The organism is Pseudarthrobacter oxydans, from assembly GCF_013314975.1.
Taxonomy (GTDB): domain Bacteria; phylum Actinomycetota; class Actinomycetes; order Actinomycetales; family Micrococcaceae; genus Arthrobacter; species Arthrobacter oxydans.
The window spans coordinates 1-18,492 of record NZ_JABTYH010000020.1; the positions used below are offsets into that span (position 1 = coordinate 1).

Here is an 18,492-nt window from a genome sequence, read left to right on the forward strand (position 1 = left end):
CAACCTGACACAGACGGCCTTGTTGGGCCCCAGAAATAAGGGAATTCAATCCGAGTCCACTGAGAGGCTGGGTTCCACCGCCGCCCACACCCAGGGACAATTCTCATGGGTTTCCACCGCTACTGCTGCTCCGGGAGCTAATCCAGGGGCTCCCAATATTCAATTCAGCCGTGGATAACCCAAATTGACCCCAACTGTGGACGGAACAAAGTCATCAGCGCAGCTTGTCCGAGCCTCGCCGGGTTGACGGAATATCCATTATCGGCGTTTTTGGAGAGCGCAGGAGTAAAAGTGGCTGTGAGAAGCTCCAGACTTTTCTTTTTCCTGCCGTCCCCTAAGCAGCGCCCGCAACGCCTAGATGTGAACGTGTTTGAATTAGGTCATGCTTGTTTTGCCCACGGTCGTTGTTTGCGGCCCTGCCTCGTGGAATCACCTCATCCTCCTTGACGAACTCCCCGCGCCTGTCCCGCACATGCAGTTCGCACGACGCTCCTGGCAAACGATCGGGGGCACCTCCGCGGGCAAGGCTCTGCATCTTGCGGATCTCGGCGTCGGAGTGCGCTTGTGCTCTCCTCTTGGGTCTGACGACGATGGCGGACGGGTCCGCCGTGCCCTCACCACCGCTGGTGTTACCCTCGAAGCCATTGCGTCTGAACGGACCGAGCGCCACGTTAATCTCATGACCGATGACGGCCGCCGGATATCCATCTATGTTTCCGTGCCTTCCACACCCTCCGGGCATGAACTCGAGGCTGCCGGCGCCCTGGTGGCGGCAGCGGATCTCGCGGTGATCGATCTGAGCGAGCTTGGCGCGCTGCTGCTGGAACGCGAAGAGATCCGTCAGACGCCGCTGTGGGTGGACCTCCACGACTACGACGGGTCTTCGACGTTCCATGAGCCATTCCTGTCTGCGGCCGAGGTTGTGTTCATGAACGACGACAAGACCGACGATCCTTGGAAGCTCATGCGTTCCTGCCTTGAGCGGGGCCCTCGGCTGGCTGTCTGCACACGCGGGGCGCATGGTGCAGTCGCGCTGGAAAGTGACGGGACTCAGCATGAGGTAGCAGCAGTTCCTGCTCATGTGGTGGATACCAACGGCGCCGGCGACGCGTTCATGGCTGGCTTTCTGGCTGCGTCCCTTCGCGCCGCGTCAGTTGGCGACGCACTCAAGGCAGCAGCGATGCAGGCCAGCCTTGCGATTGAGAGTGAACACCTTCATCCAGTACTCGCTCATTGACTAAGCATTCGGCGGCTGAATAAGGAGCAGAAGGGGTGCCTGCTTCGTATTCAGCCAGGCTGCTGCTCCGCGCAATCGCATTGCGGTGCCGGCGCTCCAGGGCTGGTGGGGTGCCAGAAGTAGAGGAGTTTTCAACCCGAGTTGATCGCCGCTCTTTTCACCGGTGATCGTATGTAAATCTGGAAGTGGAATCGTCCCGTCACTTCGAGCATCGTTTTTTGAGGACGCAGGTGGTCAAGAAGTAGACGCGGCTTGTAAGGCCGCGCCGACGATGCCCGCTTCGTTTCTAAGCTTTGCCGGTGTTATCGGGGTTCGCAGCCTAAGGAGGGACAGGTATTCATCCGTCCTTCGGAGGATGCCGCGGCCGACGATGATCAGTTTGGGCGAGAATCGGACGCTGTGTAGCTCCCAGGTGAGGCTGTAGCGTTCTCGTGCGACGGCGGATGCTTTGATTTCGGCGTCGAAGCCGTCGATGGAAAGGTTGCCGAGCTCGGCATTGGGCACGAGCTTCCCGTAATAGCTCGTCGGACGCTGCTGATGAAAACCTTCAGGAGCCTATTGTGCTTGAGACCAGCGGACCTTGCTACGTTCAAGTATTACTCGTACACCCCCGGTCGGGCAGTCCACGAACTCCGGCACATAGTGGGCCACCCGCAGCCTGAGACGCAGGGCTTTCAGTGACCTTTAGGGTCATTGTGAAGTGGTGATCAGGCTTTACCGCCTTACCATCCGAGTCGTCGGGCAACAGTAGCGTGCGCAGCATGGGGAAACTGCTCCCATCGCGGAGCTAGGACTTCCTTTATGAGGGAGTGCAGTTGCTTTGCGCAATCCTCGGTTGGCCGGTCAATCGCAGCGCTGATGGCAGCGCCAATTTCGGGATGCGCAGTTTCAAATCGGCGTGTAGGGTCAAGCGGCTCCGAGCCCGCACTGTCCTCCAATAAATCGCGCAGCGCCCGTAGAAGATGGTTGAGCGCCCAAGTTCGTACCATCTGGCCGCCGTTGATAATCTCTCCACGGCGGGCCCGCCCAACACCGATCAGCAGCTTCGTTAATGCGAGCAGGACCTCATTGAGCGGGTCCGAGGGGGTAACGGGTACACCAGCGGCGTCTTCCACAAGTGTCTGCACGGGACCGTCATCAATCAGGGCAGAGTGATCCGGTGAGATTGCTATGCCCTGATACTCCTTCAGCTGCCCGACGGCAAACTCGAAAATGTGGCCGTCATCGAAAAGCACGCTGAAGCCCATCGACCCTTCACGCGCCAGCGAAACAACGCGTTCAGAATCTGGGATCCACGCCATGACATTGCGCACGCGAGCCACATCGTCCGGTTCGGTAATGACAAAGAAATCATGATCCGACCACTCATCCCGGCGCGTCTCAAATGCGCTGGATCCAAGCATCAAGAGCCCGATTACTCCCTGCTGCTGCAGCGCATCATGAAGCGCTGTCGTACGACGAGTGAACTCATGGAGGGTCATGGCTGATTCAAACGACTCGCCACGCGGGTCCAGGCGGGGCCGTGGAAGATAGAGGTCCAGTTGTTCGGAGGCAGCTCGCCATCATCGCCCTTGCCGTCGGCGATGATGTACATCTCCCGCTCGGGCGAACCCGGACCGGCGGCGAGGGAATGCTGGAACGACGGGTGCTCGCTGGAGGAGTAATTGGGGACGATGTCGGCGATCACCTTGATGCCGAGTTCGTGGGCGCGGGCGATTAGCTCGTCGGCGTCCCCGAGGGGGTCGAAGCGGGGGTCGACATCGGTGTATCGGAGACGTCGTAGCCGCCGTCGTTCTGCGGGGGAGGTGTAGAAGGGCGAGAGCCAGATGGCGTGGACGCCGAGCTCTGTGAGGTATCGCAGCCGGGAAGTGACGCCGGGCAGGTCGCCCATCCCGTCGCCGTTCGAGTCCGCGAAGGAACGCGGGTACACCTGGTAGACGACGGCATCGCGCCACCACTGGTCGTGCGTGTTGGTCAGAAGGTTCATCGTGCTTCCCCTGTTGGCCTTTTGCTTGTTCCAGGATGTGCTGCATTGTTTGAGACGGCGGACTGACTCGTAGCGCGTGCATGTCCCCGCACCGGCTTCGGGCGTTGACCGGTGTCGTGAGCGCGTGGTTCGCCTGCAGATGCGCGTCTGCGCTGGGTCCTCCGGCTGCCTCGGGCAGAGGCAGCCGGAGGGGATCGAGGCCTTCATCAGTCGACGGCGTCCACGTCGTCGATCTCGCGCCAGGCTCGGAGCAGCTCCGAGACGCCCAGGCCGCTTCTCCGCGCAATCGCATTGCGGTGCCGGCGCTCCAAGGCTGGTGGGGTGCCAGAAGTAGAGGAGTTTCAAACCCGAGTTGATCGCCGCTCTTTTCACCGGTGATCGTTATGTAAATCTCGTAGTGGAATAGTCCCGTCACTTCGAGCATCGTGCTGAGGACGCAGGTGGTCAAGGAGTGGACGCGGCTTGTAGGGCAGCGCCGACGATGCCCGCCTCGTTTCTTAGCTTTGCCGGTGTTATCGGGGTTCGCAGCGTAAGGAGGGGCAGGTATTCATCCGTCCGTTCGGAGATGCCGCCGCCGACGATGATCAGTTCGGGCGAGAAGATGAATTCGAGTTCAGAGAAGTAGCGCTGCAATCGGACGCTGTATTGCTTCCAGGTCAGTCTGTCGCGTTCTCGTGCGACGGCGGATGCTTTGATTTCGGCGTCGAAGCCGTCGATGGAAAGGTGGCCGAGCTCGGCATTGGGCACAAGCTTCCCGTCATAGATCAGTGCTGATCCGATCCCTGTTCCCAGGGTGATGACAAGGACGGTTCCATTTGTTCCTTCTCCGGCGCCGCATCTGGCTTCTGCGAGTCCTGCCGCATCGGCATCGTTGATGACGGCCACTGGTCGGCGAAGGCGTTCCGTGAAGTAGGTGTTGATGTCGAAGTTGAGAAAGGCTTTGTCAACGTTCGCGGTTGATCGCGAAAATCCGTGCTGGACGATGCCTGGAAAAGTCACGCCTACAGTCGACGTGCGGTCCAGGTCTTCGTTTCCTGCGACAAGCTCATCGACGATCCGGGCGACAACGTCACCGACGGTGTCGGGGTTAGCTGGCTGGGGCGTTGCGAGGCGTAGGCAGTTTCCCTTGACCTTGCCTTCTTCGAGGTCGACGATTCCGCCCTTGATGCCGGTACCGCCGATGTCAATGCCGATGGAAGGGCCCCTTGTTGCGGTGTTGCTGGCCGTCATGGTCCGCTCTTTCATTGGTTCGTGAGGTCAGCATCTCGCTGTCACGGCTTGGGTTCCCGCCGTATGCTGCTGTGGGGCATTTGTGGTCGTTCCGGGCCTCGGAACGACCACAAATGCACGTTAGCTTTTTTGGAGTTAGCGCACCGTCATCAGGTGGCTGGCGGGGTCGTACCTGAAGGTGGCCGTGCCGCCGGCGTGGTTCAGCGCGATGTTGCTGCCGTTGGCGGCGCCGCCCAAGCCGTAGTTCTCACTCCAGGAGCCGTTGATCGCGGCCTTGAATTCATAGCTTCCCGCGGCCAGGTCCGGAATAACCAGCTTCCAGATGCCATCTGACGGGTCCAGCGTCAGCTGGGCCTGACTGCAGTCGGGCATCCAGTCGCCTGCGCACCCGAGTTCGGCGTTCAAGCTACCGGCCACGGATACGGCGGCCGGCTGCTGGCCCGCGGTCAGGGCGCTGATCATGTTGGTGGCGTGGTCGTAGAGGAACGTGACGGCGCCGCCTGCATGTTCGATCTGGACGTTCGTCCCGTTCGGCTGACCACCGGCACCGTAGTTCTCATCCAGCGTCCCGTTGAGCGCTGCCTTGAACTCGTATGTGCCTGCTGGCAGGTTTGGTACGTTCAGCTGCCACAGCCGGTGGGCCGGCTCATAGCTCATAAGCGCCTGCTCGCACGAGGGCTGCCAGTCCTCCGTGCAGCCCAGTTCAGTGTTGAGGCTGCCGGCAACGCTGACGGTTGTGGGCTGGGCAGGCTCGCCGACGACACCGCTGCGCGGCTCGCTCGTTGACGTCTGCCCCTGGTTGTCCAGCACTACCGCGCGGTACTCCACCGAGGTCCCGGACTCGATTGCGGACACTTCATGGAACACCTGATACGGGGCGTTGTCGTCCGTGCCGATTGCCTGCCACTCGCCCGCCCCGGTCCGGGCCTGGAAGGTGACTTCGTAGAACGAGTTACCGTCGACGTCGGCCGTCACCTTAAGGCGGTCAGCGTCACCAGATGCCATGACCGGCTTCGTAAGTGCGACGGCGGGCGCCGCCTTGGACTTTGCGAGCTTCCCCTTCGCTTCATACACCACGGCGGACAGCGGCGGGACTGTGACCGTGAGATTTGCCTGCGCGTCGGTCTTGACCTGAGTCGCAGCCTCACCATAGACCAGCCCGAACGGCTGCTTCGTCTCGTATGTGGGGATTGCCGCGGTCTGAGCGGTTTCGCTGTTGTTCAGGGCCACGATGTATTCGCGCTGGTCCTTGGCATCGATCCTGGAGAAAGCATAGATCCCGGCGCCATCGGCGGCGTAGCGGTTCTGCTGGGCGCCGTCGCGGAGCGTGGGGTGCTTGGCGGTCAGTGCAGCGAGTTCGCTGATCTTCCGGTACAGGGGGTGCCCGGTGTCGAAGTTGTCGGTCGCGTGTGTGGAACCGGTGCCCAGAAGGTCATCGTCCAGGTACTCCTGGACCTGGCTGGCGAACAGCGACTGCCGCGAGTCCTGGTCTCCGCCCGCGCCGGTAAAGCCTTGCTCGTCGCCGTAGTAGACGACTGGGTTTCCGCGTGAGAAGTACATCAGTTCGTGGGCAAGTTCGTCGCGTTCGACGAGTTCTGTGTCGGGGGCTCCGGCGTTGTCCTGGGCGATGAATGTGCCGATGCGGCCTATGTCGTGGTTGCCCAGGAAGGTGGGCAGTTGGTAGACGTTGGAATCGGCGTCGGTGTACCAGTCATCGCCGGAGAAGAAGTCGGCCAATCCGGTGGCCTTGCTGCTCTGTGAGGCGAAGCTGCGGGCCGCTCCTTGGAAGCCGAAGTCCAGGACTGCCTGCATGCGGTTCTTGGTGGTGAACTTGGACGTGACGCTCTTGGAGGTATCGAAGACTTCGCCGAACATGAAGAATTCGTCCTTGCCCTGTTCCTTGGCGTAGCTGAGCACCTGGGGCCCGAACTGCTGCCAGAACTCGTCATTGACGTGCTTCATGGTGTCGATGCGGAAGCCGTCGATTCCGAAGTCGCGGATCCATGTCTTGTAGATGTCCATCATCCCGTTGACGACGCGGGGGTTCTCCGTGAACAGGTCATCCAATCCGGAGAAGTCGCCGTAGAGGGCGTCCTCGCCGGCGAAGGTGGTGTTGCCTCGGTTGTGGTAGAGCGTGGGGTCATTGAGCCACGCTGGAACTTTGACGTCCTGCTCGGCGGCCGGGGTCACTGGCGTGTACGGGAAAGACGTTGCGGCATCCAGCGCGGGGAAGTCCTGGGTGCCGGCGTAGTCTTGGTCGTCGAACGCCTCGCCGGTGGCGGTGCGGTAGGGCTCGGTCTCCTTGGAAATGTAGGGAGCGGACGATGCTTCCTGATACTGGATGACATCGGCGGTGTGGTTAGTGATGATGTCGAAGTAGACCTTCATGCCGCGGGCATGGGCAGCGTCGATGAGCGCCTTCAACTCGGCGTTGGTGCCCATGTGCGGATCAATCTGGGTGAAGTCGGTGACCCAGTAACCGTGGTAGCCCGCCGAGCTGTTCTCCAGCTGCCCGCCGCCCTGGACGGCCTTGTTCTTGAAGCTAGGCGTAAGCCACACGGCGTTGGTTCCCAGGCCCTGGATGTAGTCCAAACGGTCCTGCAGGCCCTTCAGGTCCCCACCGTTGAAGAACCCCTTGCGGGTGGGATCGTAGCCGGACACCATCGGATCGGAACCCAGCCCTCCCTCGTCATTGGCTTTGCTTCCGTTGTTGAAGCGGTCGGGCATGACGAAGTAGAAGTTCTGATCACTGACGCCGCCGCGGACCGAATGCTGGGCCGCCGGATCAGGAGCAGGCTTATTGGTGCTCACCGCTCCAGCACTGGCAGGCAGGACGGTGGACACCGTCACCACCGCTGTGGCGAGCACAACGGCAGCCGAGCGGCTGAGCGACTTCCGCCGGCTTGAGTTTCGGCTGGGGTGCGGAGTACCGGATTTATTGTTGTGGAGTAGCAAGGTGGAACCTTTCGCTAAGCGACTCTGCTTTGGGGGCCAAGTCGCCGGCTGTGAGTGCTGGCGTAAATGGATGGGTCCTGCCGACCGGTGAGTGCTGGGCGCCCCACTCATTGATGGCTGTGCTTCTCCGGAGTTCAGAACCGGCGGTTGTATTGCGGAATTCGCTCAGCCGGGTTCCGTCAGTGTATGCAACGCCTGCTAGCTAGCTGGGGTAGGAAGCAGCCGTCATTCCCGCAGCGTCTGGTGTGGGGTGTGGGTGTTCTATGGGCCGGTAGTGGCGGGCTGCCGGTTCCCAAAGCCTTTCCCACCGGGCGTCCTCGGTGTCGGAGGAGTTGTGTTCGTCTTTGCTGGTGTGATCTTGGTGCATCATATTTCCCTGTGGACTCGTCAGAATTGTTGGTGATGCGAGTGTGGCCGGTCATGTCTCGTCTTGTTCTCTTACCCAGCCATAAAGGACCTGGGCGGTGATTGCGACGGTGAAGTGTGCGGGCGAGTGCCTGGTGACCAGCGCCCCTCCGCTCCGTTCCCCTGCCGGCGCTCATGGCGGTGTCGATCGCTTCATTAAGCCGGACCTCCACGTCCCTCCCAGAGCAGGTCTCGGGCGGGAGACGGACAACCAGTTGCATGTGAGTGTTTCCCTTTCTCACTGCAGGGGGCACGGGGCCGGCAGAGTGGCTCTGCCGGCCCCGTGGGTTTACTTCGCCTGGAAGACGGCTACGGTCCGAGCGGGGACTGTGAATGAACCGCCGGCGGGATCATAGGCTGCTGTCTTCACAATCGGGTCAGCCCCTGAAGCCTGCACCGAATGCAGGCTGTAGCTCGCGCCCGCTGCGCCCGGAACGGCCTGGATCGCCGCCTCGTCCGAGGCATTGAAGATGACGACCATGCCCTTGAGGTCCTTGTCGACGTCAGAGCCCACGGTGTCATCCAGTCGCATCACGACCACCCCGGGGGCCTGGTCTGGGCCAGCTGAGGGGAAGGAGAGCTTTTGCTGGATGAGTTTGGCGTCCCCGAGGTGGAACAGCGGGGAGCTCTTGCGGATTTCGAGGAGCTCTTTCGCGCGCTCACGGGAAGCTGCGATATGTGCCGGTTGCGGGCTCAGGGTCGGGTCTGCGAGCAGGGACTTCATGTACGGATATTTGTCCCTGTTGTCCCGCTCGGGCGGCAGGCCCCGGGCAAATCCGTTCGTGGTGCCGGTGTGATCCAGCACGTTGAACCAGTCACCGGAGTCGTAACTGTTTCGATCCAGCGACTTGCTGCGCAGGTTTTCTGTGCCTGCATGCCAGAACGAAACGCCTTGACCGAAGGCCGTGGTGCTCAGGGCGAGGGTGTTCATCCTGATGCGATCCTCCATGGAGGTCCCCTGGGGGAGCTTCAGCGTCAGTGCGTCGAACAGGGTTTCATTATCGTGCGCATCCACATAGCTGATGACTTCAGAGGGGTCTGCCGTGTATCCGGCGGGCTCGCCCCCATAGCGAACGTCCGATCCCTTGACGGTGGCCCCGGTCCGGTCGATGAATGAGTAGTCCTTCAGGTTTCCGGTGAGGCCTACTTTAATCTGGTCCTGGGCGAGCAGGAGCGTGGCTCGCTGTTCCTCCGGGGTTCCGCTGGCCGGGGACACGTTCGGATCGGTAAAGAGCCCGGAGGCGAAGCCTTGGACGCGCGGGTCCTCGTCAAAGGGGCCACCGCCGCGGACGGCGTCACGGAGACGGTCGCTGAAGGTGCCAATTCCTGTGCCGGCCATGTTCTGCTGAGTAGCCTGCACGAAGCGTGCGTCGTTAGCGACTTCCCCGAATTCCCACCCTTCCCCGTAGAGGTAGATGTTCTTACCGTCCACTCCATCCCGCTGGAGTGTCAGCTGGTCCAGCGCTGCCCTGACATCGAGGAGGTTCTGCTTGGTATGGTGCCCCATCAGGTCAAAGCGGAAGCCGTCCAATTTGTATGTCTTGGCCAGCGTGACGAGGGAATCGACCATGAGCTTTCCCATCATGGTGTTTTCCGTTGCAGTGTTGGCGCAGCAGGTCGAAGTCTCCAACGCGCCGGTGGTCGGGTTGAGCCTGTGGTAGTAGCCCGGGACGATGCGGTCCAGGTTGTGGGAGGAGTTCTGTCCGGCGCCGGAAGTGTGGTTGTAGACCACGTCCTGGATCACGCGGGCCCCTGACTTGTTTAGCCCTGCGACCATTTCACGGAATTCGAGGGTTCTGATGGCTCCCTCGGGATTAGTGGCGTACGACCCCTCGGGGGTTGTGTAGTGCAGGGGATCGTAACCCCAGTTAAACCCGTCCTTGGCAGCAACGGCACCTACGCAGGCCTGCTGTTCTTCGCTGTCCGGGGGAAGGGCCGGCAGATCACATTGCGGTTCCTGACGCAGTTCGCGACGTTCTTCGATGGTGGCAATGTCATTTACCGGGAGAAGGTGCACGGCGTTGATGCCGGACTTCGTCATTTCCTGCAGGTGGCGCATGCCGTCGCTGCCTTGGTGGGTGAAGGCCTTGTAGGTTCCACGGTCCGTGGACGGGACAGTCTCGTCAGTGATTGAGAAATCACGGACGTGCAGTTCGTAGATGGAAAGGTCCTCAGGTTTTTCGACCACCGGCTTGGCGATTTTCTCCCAATCGGCGGGAGCGAGGGCCGGGTCCGCCAAGTTTAGGAGGAGACTGCGCTCGGAGTTCGTTGACAATCCCACACTGTAAGGATCGGTGACGAAGTTTTTCTCGACTTTTCCTGTCTCGGGGACGAAAACTTCCACTTCGAAGAGATAGTAGTCTCCCTCCCAGCCCTTGTCGCCCAGGACTGACCACACGCCGTCCCGGCCATCCTTCATCGTGACGCTGGCTTTGGGTTCTCCGCCGGATCCGTTGTCATAAACATGCAGTGTTACGTTGCGCGCGGTGGGCGCCCACAGGGAGAGCTCCGGCCGATCGCCCTTCCAGCGCAGTCCGAGGTCCCGCTTTGCAGCAGAGGCATACACCTCGTCCAGGACCCCTGGGATCTGAACACCGGTCGTTGCAACAGCGTTGCCTGCCGCATCATGGGCTGCCAGAATCAGCTGGCCCTTGAGAAGTTCCCGCGCTTCCCGTGCCGCCTCCGCGGGCAGTCTCAATACCGTGGACCCGGCCAGGTGCGGATATTTGCCGGCCAGCGCACCGTCAAGCCCGGAAGGCATGAGGCTGAGTTCCTTGCCCGTTCCCCCGAGTATCTTCCCGTCGGAGACCGTGAGGCCCCCATTTTCGGCAGTGTAGAGCTGGAATGACGGTGCCTGAGCCGGGTCAAATCCCTTCCACGCGATCATGTCCGACGTAAGCCAATGCCCCGCAGCGGCACCACCCAAGGACTCAGGCAGATCGTCGCTCAACCGGTGCGTGTTGTGGTCGTAAGTGAACGTGACGCGACCTCCCGGTGCCTGGACCACGATATTCGCCCCGCCGGCAACTCCATCCGCACCGTAGTTCTCCGTCCAGGAGTCGTTCAGGGCAGTCTTGACCTCATAGCTTCCTGCCGGAATATCGAAGGTCGCCTGATAAAGACCTTCGGTCCCAGGGACAGATTGAAGCCGCGTAGCCGCACAGTCAGCCTGCCACTCCCCTGCACATCCCAGTTCATCCTGAAGTGAACCGACAAGGGTTACGGAACTCGGCAACTGCGTATGCGCAGCAATTGCGGGTAAGGCCGTACCTGCGAGTGCAGCGGAAATACTGGTGCCAATGGCAGCCGTTATCAGCGCTTTTCGCCTGTGGCCTCTCATTGAAACTTGTTGGATCATCGTTGACTCCTGACCGAACCCACACTGGGCCCGGAAGTTGTGAGTAAAGGAAACCGTACGAAATACGGGCAGCGCGCCGGAGAGGAGCTTAAGTACCAGTGGACGTGTTAATTCGAGACTAAAATTTAGTCGTTCCAGTATTATGGGGCGTAACTCAGAAAGAGGTCAATACCTATGTCTTCTGTGAACTCAACGCCCGGTCCCCAGCTGCTGCGCAGAGCAAGCGCCAGTGCCGTTCTGGACTTCATCCGTGCTTCGCGTGCAGTGACGGTTACCGAGGTCATGCAGGCAACCGGACTCGCGCGGGCCACTGCCCTATCAGTGTGCGAGGAGCTGATGGAACGGGGATGGGTCACGGAACTGGAGAACCAGCGGGCTTTTGGCGAGTATCAGAAAGGGCGGCCCGGCCGTAGGTTCGAGCTGAACGAAAGTGCCGGTTTCGTTCTTGGCCTGGACGTGGGAATCGCAAAGGCCACTGCCGTGGTATCAAACCTCCGGGGGGAAACTGTCGGAAGGGCAAGCCTGCCATTTCCCGGCGTTCGGATCAGGGCTGAAAACCGCATCCCCGGGGACCAGATGACTGCCGAGGAACGCCTTGCCTTTATCGATCGGGCGGCGATGGCCGCCCTTCAAAATGCGGGTGTTTCTGCCAACAAGGTGCTTGCCGTGAGCATCGGAATAGCAGCACCCGTTGACCGAAAGGGTGAAGTATTGGCCACCCAACGCTTCTGGCAGCTATTTGACGTAGACCTCAAAGCCGCCTTCCAGGACCGCCACGGGTGGAAGGTGCTGCTGGAAAACGATGCAAACCTTGCTGCACTGGGTGAACGCTGGCGCGGCGCATCGGCCGGCGTGGACGACGTCGTGGTGATCCTCTCCAGCGAACGCTTTGGTTCCGGAGTCATCGACGGCGGGCGGCTCCTCCACGGCAGCCAAGGCGGCGCAGGCGAGTTGGAATTCCTGGAACACGTGGAGGGTGTAGGAGCTACCTTTGGTATCGCCTACATGGCCAGAACATGGGCCACCGAAGCTCTCGCCGGCAAAGCCAAGACAAGCCTCCGAACACATGCGCAGGAGGGCATCGAAGCCGAACATGTTTTTGCCGCAGCCGCAGATGGGGACAAGGTGGCCGTAAAGATCATGAACCGTCTCGCGGACAGGATGGCCAGGGTCATCGGAGCGGTAGCCACCATCTTCAACCCCGAACTCGTCGTCATCGGCGGCGCCGTGGCAAAATCCGCCGCAGTACTGATCGAACCTATCGCCGAACGACTGAAAGAATTCACGGCAACCCCGCCACGGATCGCCGTTTCTCCGCTGGGAGATTCGATAGTTGCCGTAGGTGCCACGAGGAGCGCGCTGGACTACGTTGAGAAAAACAGCCTAGACCTTGAGTTGAACGGAGCCAGCCCGAACGCGCTCTAGACCGGGCAACAAGTCTCCAGTTCGAGGAAAAAGTGTCCTGCTGCTCTTAGCTAGCAATACGTCTCGTGACTCGTCCTGAGTGAAGAGCCCCGTCAATGTCGTCCTAGATCACCCTCGGTTTAACCGCTCATTTAGCGCTGATGGGTAATCCTCTGGCGAGGAGTCCAATCAGGTTTGAAGTACACCTCAACCTGACGTCAGGAAACGCTGAAAAGTCCGTCAGAATAGGGTTCGTAAGCGAGTTTCTGCACATGCCCAGTGGAAAGTCTTAGATTCAATCCTGACGGCCGCCCCGATTGTTGAGCCTTTGTCGACGGGTGCCTGGCAATTGAGCAACAGCGTGTTGCGCAACTGCCTAGCTGCCATTTGGGCAACGTTGCGCAACTGCCTAGCTGCCATTTGGGCAACTAGGAATCCGAGCTGCAGGTTTAAGCGTCCGAGCCTGCCTGTCCTCCCTCTGCGCCAATAGCGCCAGAAGCTGAGGCACTATTCAGCAGTCCGGCCCCATCCTCCACCGCCCAGTGTCGATAACGATGCCACAGTTATCGTTTGCCTCCACACCTGCCCGTCACCATCAACTCCTCACACCTCTGGCATCCAAGGTCATCAGCGTGAGGACAGCTCACGTCTGGTCATGTCGAAACCGGCTCCCGGACTGATGAACCATCGTGATCAAGAATTGCGAAGAGTGCGCGATAGGCTTCGAGTCTTCCCGCAACAGTCAGCGCTTCTGTTCAATCCGTTGCGGTAACAGGAAACGGGATCGTATACGTCGAACTGCCCGCCGTCCCGCCGTGGCGGTAGAGGCTGATGCCGGAGCCCTGTTTCCCAAGGACGAGCTGAGGGCTCTGAGGCGCAAACTGGCAACTAGGACAAAGATATGCCAGCGGCGCGTCGCTTGTGTGACCCAGAGACGGTATTTCGCCTTGACGGCGGTTTGGCGGGCGACGTACTCGCATCGGAAAGCTCTGTTTGGCGGCAGCCACGTGGCTGCGTCTTTATCGCCTTTGGCACTGTTGGTGGGGCCGTCAGCAGCCATGAGATTGAGCGGGTCGTTAGCAAGTTCCTCGCGCTGGTCGGCGTTGAGCTGTTGGGCGCCCTTCTGCCACGCATCGCTGAGGGCAACGATGTGGTCGATCTGGACATCCGAGCTGGTGTCCTGGCCACGCGTCAAGGTAATCGTGGTGCCGGTGTACTTATCGGTGAGGGTTCCTGTCATGACCACACAGTTGTTGGTGCCTGGCTTGAAAGTTTCGTTCGTCATGTCGCGGGCGAGGATGTCGTTGCGGCTGTCGCAGCCGTTGCGATCAACGTCAGCCCAAGCCGGTCCAAATTCGGTGCGAGTGTAGCCAGTCTTTGAGGCGCGACCCTTCACCGGAATGCTCTCCAGTTGTACAAGGGCGTTGGCCGCGTCACCAGCAGGGGCCGGCGCATCGGCGGTGACTTCTGGAGCGGCCCCAATGATTTCGAAATCGTTGGCTAGGGCGCCACAACCTACTAAGGACCCAGCCAGCATCATCGCGCTGACAGCGGTCAGGACTTTGGCGGGAGAACAGGTGGTCTTCATGGTCCTTCTGGTTAGGTGGAGCTGCTCCACGCTAGCTTCGACCACCATCTGCCGCAGGTAACCGAGTGCGTGGTACCTGCCACACGTCAGCGCCCATAGGTCTGTCCGGAAGTCCGCTTCGGGTGCCACTGGTTGCCTCAACTTTTCAAACCATGGCCCATACGAAAACGTCACGCTCACTCAATGCGCCGCTGCCCGTCTGACTTTGGACCGAGTACCGATGAGCCTTTCTCTCGTCACTGGCCCACTGCCGGAGATCGAGGAACCAGTGCTGCCGGGGAGAATCTCACTCAACTTCGCGATTTCCATAATGTGCTCGGACGTGAAGATGATCTTCCCCTTTCCCCAACATGCATGGGGGAAGCGTCCACTTGTGGCGCCGTCGCGGAGCCATGACTCTGTGCAGCGCATCAGCGCGGCAGCTTCGGCGGGCTCAAAAAATTCAATATCCACGGGATCTCCAAAAAGAAGCGTTGCTTTCCACTTCCATGACGGCTTGGAGAGCCACCGACATGACCGGCGTTGCGCGTCAGGCAAGCGAACCGGGGACAGACATTCCGCGATCCTGAGTAGCAAGACCGTTACCGCATGAAAGCCGTTATCGACCGCTCAGTGGCGTCAGCACCAGCCTGAAGCGCCTCCGGCATCAAGTGCCCGTACACCTGCTCAGTAGTCCGTGTAGAGGCATGCCCCAGTCGCCGCGAGATGGTGAACAAGGGCACGCCGTCCTGGATCAGCCAGGACGCGTGGGTGTGGCGGAGGTCGTGGATGCGTGGGTTCTTGGTCAGGCCGATTGCCCGGGCGGTGCAAACGGCAGGGACCCAGTAGTGGTGCCAGTAGAGCTTGTGGATGATGCGCCCGCCCTTGGGCGTCGTGAACACCAGTTCGTTTCCTGGCCTGCTCGCCACCAACGGGATCAGCAGCTCCACCAGGGCGGGGTTCAGCCCGATCGTCCGCTTACCTGCGCCGGTCTTCGTCGCCCCGATGTAGTACTGGTTCTGGCCGTCCCGCTTCCACGCCTTATTGATCCGGGCGGTGGGCGGCTTTGAGAGCAGGTCGACGTCGGCGACGGTAAGGGCGGTTGCCTCACCGAAGCGGGTACCGGTCATGACCAGGAAGTTGGTGAAGGCCTTGTACCGCTCCCCCATCCCCTCCATGATGAGGCTGAACTCGGCATGGGTGAGGAACATCGCCTCGTCCTCGGCCTTCTCAATGCCCGGTAGCTGAACCCCACGGCAGGGGTTCCGCGTGATGTAGCCGAGCATCTCCGCGGTGTTCATAGCGGCAGAAATCAGGCCGTGGACATTGTGGATGGTCTTGGGGGCCTTGGCCTTCGCCATCATCGACTTCACCCAGTGTGCGATCAGTCGATAGTCGAGCTTGTCCACCGGTACATGGCCGATGATGTTCCGGATATGCAGGTCCAGCATGGTCTGGTACGTCTTCGTGGTTCCGCTCGATGGCCGGATCAGCAGGTCGATGTGTTCCTGAATGACTTCAGCCACAGTCGGTGTGCGCTTCTCATTGGCGAGGATGGCATGCTGTGCAATCTCGAAGGACTGGCCGTTTGCGTCCAGCAGCCGCTTGAGCGTCTCAGCTTCGATAAGGGTGCTGACGGTGAGCCCTTGGTTGGACCTGGTTTTCGGATCGCGCCAGCGCACCATGTAGGACTTGGAACCGTCCTTTTTGGTGCGTGTAGCGATGCTGGCCATAGAAAAACGGTACGCTCGTGTACACACTTTTGGTGGTTTTGTACACACCTGACCGCTCAACAGGCCTCTGACCTGCGGAAACGCTGTGCCCGAGGTGGGACTCGAACCCACACACCTTTCGATACCGCATTTTGAGTGCGGCGCGTCTGCCAATTCCGCCACTCGGGCGCGGAATACACAAAGCAACCCGGTACGCCCACAGCTGATTGTGAGCAACGCGATCGCTTCACGTACGCGGAATTACTCTACAGCCAGATAGGCTGAATTCCAGAATCGCGCCGCCGACGCCGCAACCGACCATGCAGATTATGTACAGGACCGGGCGCACCTAAGATAGTGATGTCCCCGCCGTACCTTTCCAAGGAGATCCCGTGACTGAACAGACGGAGTCAAAACCCACGTCCCAGCCGGCGCGCCGCGTCATTGTGGCCGAGGATGAAACCCTCATCCGCCTCGACATCATCGAAATCCTGCGCGGCGAAGGCTACGACGTTGTGGGTGAGGCGGACAACGGCGAGAAGGCCGTCCAGCTCGCCGAGGAACTGAAGCCGGACCTCGTCCTCATGGACGTCAAGATGCCCGTGATGGACGGCATCTCCGCCGCGGAGAAGATCGTCAAGGCCCGCATCGCCCCTGTGGTGCTGCTGACCGCGTTCAGCCAGAAGGAACTCGTGGAGCGTGCCCGCGACGCCGGCGCCATGGCGTACGTGGTGAAGCCGTTCACCCCCGCAGACCTCATCCCCGCACTGGAGATCGCCCTCTCCCGCCACGAGGAAATCAAGGCCCTGGAAAGCGAGGTCTCCGACCTCCAGGAGCAGTTCGCCACCCGCAAGCTCGTGGAGCGCGCCAAGAGCCTGCTCACCACCAAGATGGGCCTTACGGAGCCGGAAGCCTTCCGCTGGATCCAGAAGACCTCCATGGACCGCCGCCTGAGCATGCGCGAAGTGGCCGAGACCATCATCAACCAGGTCAACTAGTTCCGCCCGGTTGGGTCTGCCAAAATTCCGGCAGGCCCAACCAATAAGACCACAAACGAAAAGGACCCCCGCCGGTTGGCAGGGGTCCTTTTCGTCAGTCCGAAAGCCTTAGGCCTTCTTCTTCTTTTCCGGCCAGGGGCCGAGCTTTTCCTTGTTGCTGGTTGCTTCGCCAACGCGGGTGGAGTCGGCGAGGTCGCCCACCTTGTGCACCTTCAGCGAGTTGGTGGAACCGGCCTTTCCGGGAGGCGAACCGGCGGCGATAACCACCAGGTCGCCGTCGTCCACCAGGTTCATCTCCATGAGGCTGCGGTCAACCTGCGCGGTCATCTCGTCGGTGTGGTCCACCATCTGGACCAGGACCGGCTGGATGCCCCACGTCAGTGCCAGCTGGTTCCAGACCTGCTCCACCGGGGTGAACGCGAAGACGGGCTTGATGGGGCGCAGGCGGGACAGGCGGCGTGCGGAGTCGCCGGACTGGGTGAAAGCACAGATGTACTTTGCGTCCAGCTGGTCGGCAATTTCGACGGCGGCACGCGTGATGGCGCCGCCACGGGTCTTGGGCTTGGTACCCAGCGGGGGGACGCGCTCGAGGCCGTGGACCTCGGTGGACTCGATGATCCGGGCCATGACCTTGACGGTCTCGATGGGATACTTGCCCACGCTGGTCTCGCCGGAGAGCATCACAGCGTCCGCACCGTCGAGGACGGCGTTGGCGCAGTCGGAGGCCTCTGCACGGGTGGGGCGCGGGTTGTCGATCATGGATTCCAGGACCTGGGTTGCCACGATGACCGGCTTGGCCCAGCGGCGGGCCAGTTCGATGGCGCGCTTCTGGACGATCGGCACTTCCTCCAGGGGAAGCTCAACACCGAGGTCGCCACGGGCCACCATGATGGCATCGAACGCGTCGATGATCTCGGGCAGCTGCTCCACGGCCTGCGGCTTCTCGATCTTGGCGATGACCGGCACGCGGCGGCCTTCCTCGTCCATGATCTCGTGGACGCGGACAATGTCCGAGGCGTCGCGGACGAAGGACAGTGCCACCAGGTCAACACCGCGGCGCATGGCCCAGCGGAGGTCGTCCTCATCCTTTTCGCTCAGCGCGGGCACGTTGACGGCCACGCCGGGAAGGTTGATGCCCTTGTTGTTGGACACCATGCCGCCAACGGTCACCTCGGCGACCACCTTGACGTCGTCAACGGCAGTGGCACGCAGGGCCACCTTGCCGTCGTCGATCAGCAGGGCGTCGCCCACGTTGACGTCCTCGGTGAGGCTCTTCAGCGTGGTGGAGCAGATGTCCTTGGTGCCGGGAACGTCTTCGGTGGTGATGGTGAAGGTGTCACCAACGGCGAGGGCGTGCGGGCCGTCAACGAAGCGGCCCAGGCGGATCTTGGGACCCTGGAGGTCGGCCATGATGGCCACGGCCTTGCCCAGGTCCGCGGCTGCCTTGCGGACGTTCTCGTAGGTGTTGTCGTGCACGGAGTAGTCGCCGTGGCTCATGTTCATGCGGGCAACGTCAACACCGGCTTCCAGTACCGCGAGTGTGTTTTCGTAGCTGGCGATGGCCGGGCCGAACGTAGCCACAATTTTTGCGCGTCTCATATACCTACCCTATTGGTCTCTTGCATTGGTTAAGTTGTCA

11 protein-coding genes, 1 tRNA gene and 1 pseudogene are annotated in these 18,492 nt (G+C 60.9%); 3 read left to right on the top strand and 10 right to left on the bottom strand.

Annotated elements, in window-relative coordinates:
- Positions 1–382: 382 nt before the first annotated feature.
- Positions 383–1,237, top strand: coding sequence for a carbohydrate kinase family protein (locus HTS88_RS13540; protein ID WP_141001242.1), 855 nt, complete (start codon positions 383–385; stop codon positions 1,235–1,237).
- A gap of 234 nt (positions 1,238–1,471) precedes the next feature.
- Here the strand turns inward: HTS88_RS13540 and HTS88_RS13545 are convergent.
- The 6 genes and pseudogenes from HTS88_RS13545 to pulA form a co-directional block, all read right to left on the bottom strand.
- A pseudogene (locus tag HTS88_RS13545) lies at positions 1,472–1,750 on the bottom strand (ROK family protein); the annotation flags it as partial.
- Between the two features lie 209 nt (positions 1,751–1,959).
- Complete coding sequence (locus tag HTS88_RS13550) at positions 1,960–2,718, bottom strand: hypothetical protein (protein ID WP_174179212.1); 759 nt, start codon at positions 2,716–2,718, stop codon at positions 1,960–1,962.
- Positions 2,715–3,224 (bottom strand): alpha-amylase family glycosyl hydrolase, encoded by a 510-nt coding sequence (locus tag HTS88_RS13555; protein ID WP_141001246.1) that lies wholly within the window; start codon positions 3,222–3,224, stop codon positions 2,715–2,717. The genes HTS88_RS13550 and HTS88_RS13555 overlap by 4 nt, the downstream gene beginning before the upstream one ends.
- Positions 3,225–3,668: 444 nt before the next feature.
- Positions 3,669–4,454: a polyphosphate--glucose phosphotransferase gene (ppgK, locus tag HTS88_RS13560; protein WP_174179214.1), complete on the bottom strand. Its 786-nt coding sequence runs from the start codon at positions 4,452–4,454 to the stop codon at positions 3,669–3,671.
- A 135-nt stretch (positions 4,455–4,589) separates the two neighbouring features.
- A complete protein-coding gene (locus tag HTS88_RS13565) occupies positions 4,590–7,322 on the bottom strand; it encodes an alpha-amylase family glycosyl hydrolase (protein WP_343044966.1) in 2,733 nt (910 codons plus the stop codon).
- A 781-nt stretch (positions 7,323–8,103) separates the two neighbouring features.
- Positions 8,104–11,172 carry a pullulanase-type alpha-1,6-glucosidase gene (gene pulA / locus HTS88_RS13570; protein ID WP_174179218.1) on the bottom strand — a complete coding sequence of 1,023 codons (3,069 nt, stop codon included), beginning with the start codon at positions 11,170–11,172 and terminating at the stop codon, positions 8,104–8,106.
- Between the two features lie 174 nt (positions 11,173–11,346).
- On the opposite strand from pulA, the gene HTS88_RS13575 reads away from it, so the two are divergent.
- Entirely contained in the window at positions 11,347–12,597 is a 1,251-nt protein-coding gene (locus HTS88_RS13575) for an ROK family transcriptional regulator (RefSeq protein ID WP_174179220.1), read from the top strand.
- A 721-nt stretch (positions 12,598–13,318) separates the two neighbouring features.
- On the opposite strand, the gene HTS88_RS13580 is transcribed toward HTS88_RS13575, so the two are convergent.
- The 3 genes from HTS88_RS13580 to HTS88_RS13590 form a co-directional block, all read right to left on the bottom strand.
- Positions 13,319–14,164 carry an HNH endonuclease family protein gene (locus tag HTS88_RS13580; RefSeq protein ID WP_343044967.1) on the bottom strand — a complete coding sequence of 282 codons (846 nt, stop codon included), beginning with the start codon at positions 14,162–14,164 and terminating at the stop codon, positions 13,319–13,321.
- A gap of 581 nt (positions 14,165–14,745) precedes the next feature.
- Positions 14,746–15,876 carry a tyrosine-type recombinase/integrase gene (locus tag HTS88_RS13585; RefSeq protein WP_174179222.1) on the bottom strand — a complete coding sequence of 377 codons (1,131 nt, stop codon included), beginning with the start codon at positions 15,874–15,876 and terminating at the stop codon, positions 14,746–14,748.
- 86 nt (positions 15,877–15,962) lie between these two features.
- Positions 15,963–16,044 (bottom strand) — tRNA-Leu (locus HTS88_RS13590).
- A 203-nt stretch (positions 16,045–16,247) separates the two neighbouring features.
- Between HTS88_RS13590 and HTS88_RS13595 the strand changes: the two genes are divergently transcribed.
- Positions 16,248–16,853 carry an ANTAR domain-containing response regulator gene (locus HTS88_RS13595; protein ID WP_009358190.1) on the top strand — a complete coding sequence of 202 codons (606 nt, stop codon included), beginning with the start codon at positions 16,248–16,250 and terminating at the stop codon, positions 16,851–16,853.
- A 108-nt stretch (positions 16,854–16,961) separates the two neighbouring features.
- On the opposite strand, the gene pyk is transcribed toward HTS88_RS13595, so the two are convergent.
- Positions 16,962–18,452 carry a pyruvate kinase gene (pyk, locus tag HTS88_RS13600; RefSeq protein ID WP_174179224.1) on the bottom strand — a complete coding sequence of 497 codons (1,491 nt, stop codon included), beginning with the start codon at positions 18,450–18,452 and terminating at the stop codon, positions 16,962–16,964.
- Positions 18,453–18,492: the final 40 nt, after the last annotated feature.

Bases quoted from the DNA above. Each gene is read 5' to 3' on its own strand.
- HTS88_RS13540 (WP_141001242.1), top strand. From the start codon at position 383: ATGCTTGTTTTGCCCACGGTCGTTGTTTGCGGCCCTGCCTCGTGGAAT.
- HTS88_RS13550 (WP_174179212.1), bottom strand. From the start codon at position 2,718: ATGACCCTCCATGAGTTCACTCGTCGTACGACAGCGCTTCATGATGCG.
- HTS88_RS13555 (WP_141001246.1), bottom strand. From the start codon at position 3,224: ATGAACCTTCTGACCAACACGCACGACCAGTGGTGGCGCGATGCCGTC.
- ppgK (WP_174179214.1), bottom strand. From the start codon at position 4,454: ATGACGGCCAGCAACACCGCAACAAGGGGCCCTTCCATCGGCATTGAC.
- pulA (WP_174179218.1), bottom strand. From the start codon at position 11,172: ATGATCCAACAAGTTTCAATGAGAGGCCACAGGCGAAAAGCGCTGATA.
- HTS88_RS13575 (WP_174179220.1), top strand. From the start codon at position 11,347: ATGTCTTCTGTGAACTCAACGCCCGGTCCCCAGCTGCTGCGCAGAGCA.
- HTS88_RS13580 (WP_343044967.1), bottom strand. From the start codon at position 14,164: ATGAAGACCACCTGTTCTCCCGCCAAAGTCCTGACCGCTGTCAGCGCG.
- HTS88_RS13585 (WP_174179222.1), bottom strand. From the start codon at position 15,876: ATGGCCAGCATCGCTACACGCACCAAAAAGGACGGTTCCAAGTCCTAC.
- pyk (WP_174179224.1), bottom strand. From the start codon at position 18,452: ATGAGACGCGCAAAAATTGTGGCTACGTTCGGCCCGGCCATCGCCAGC.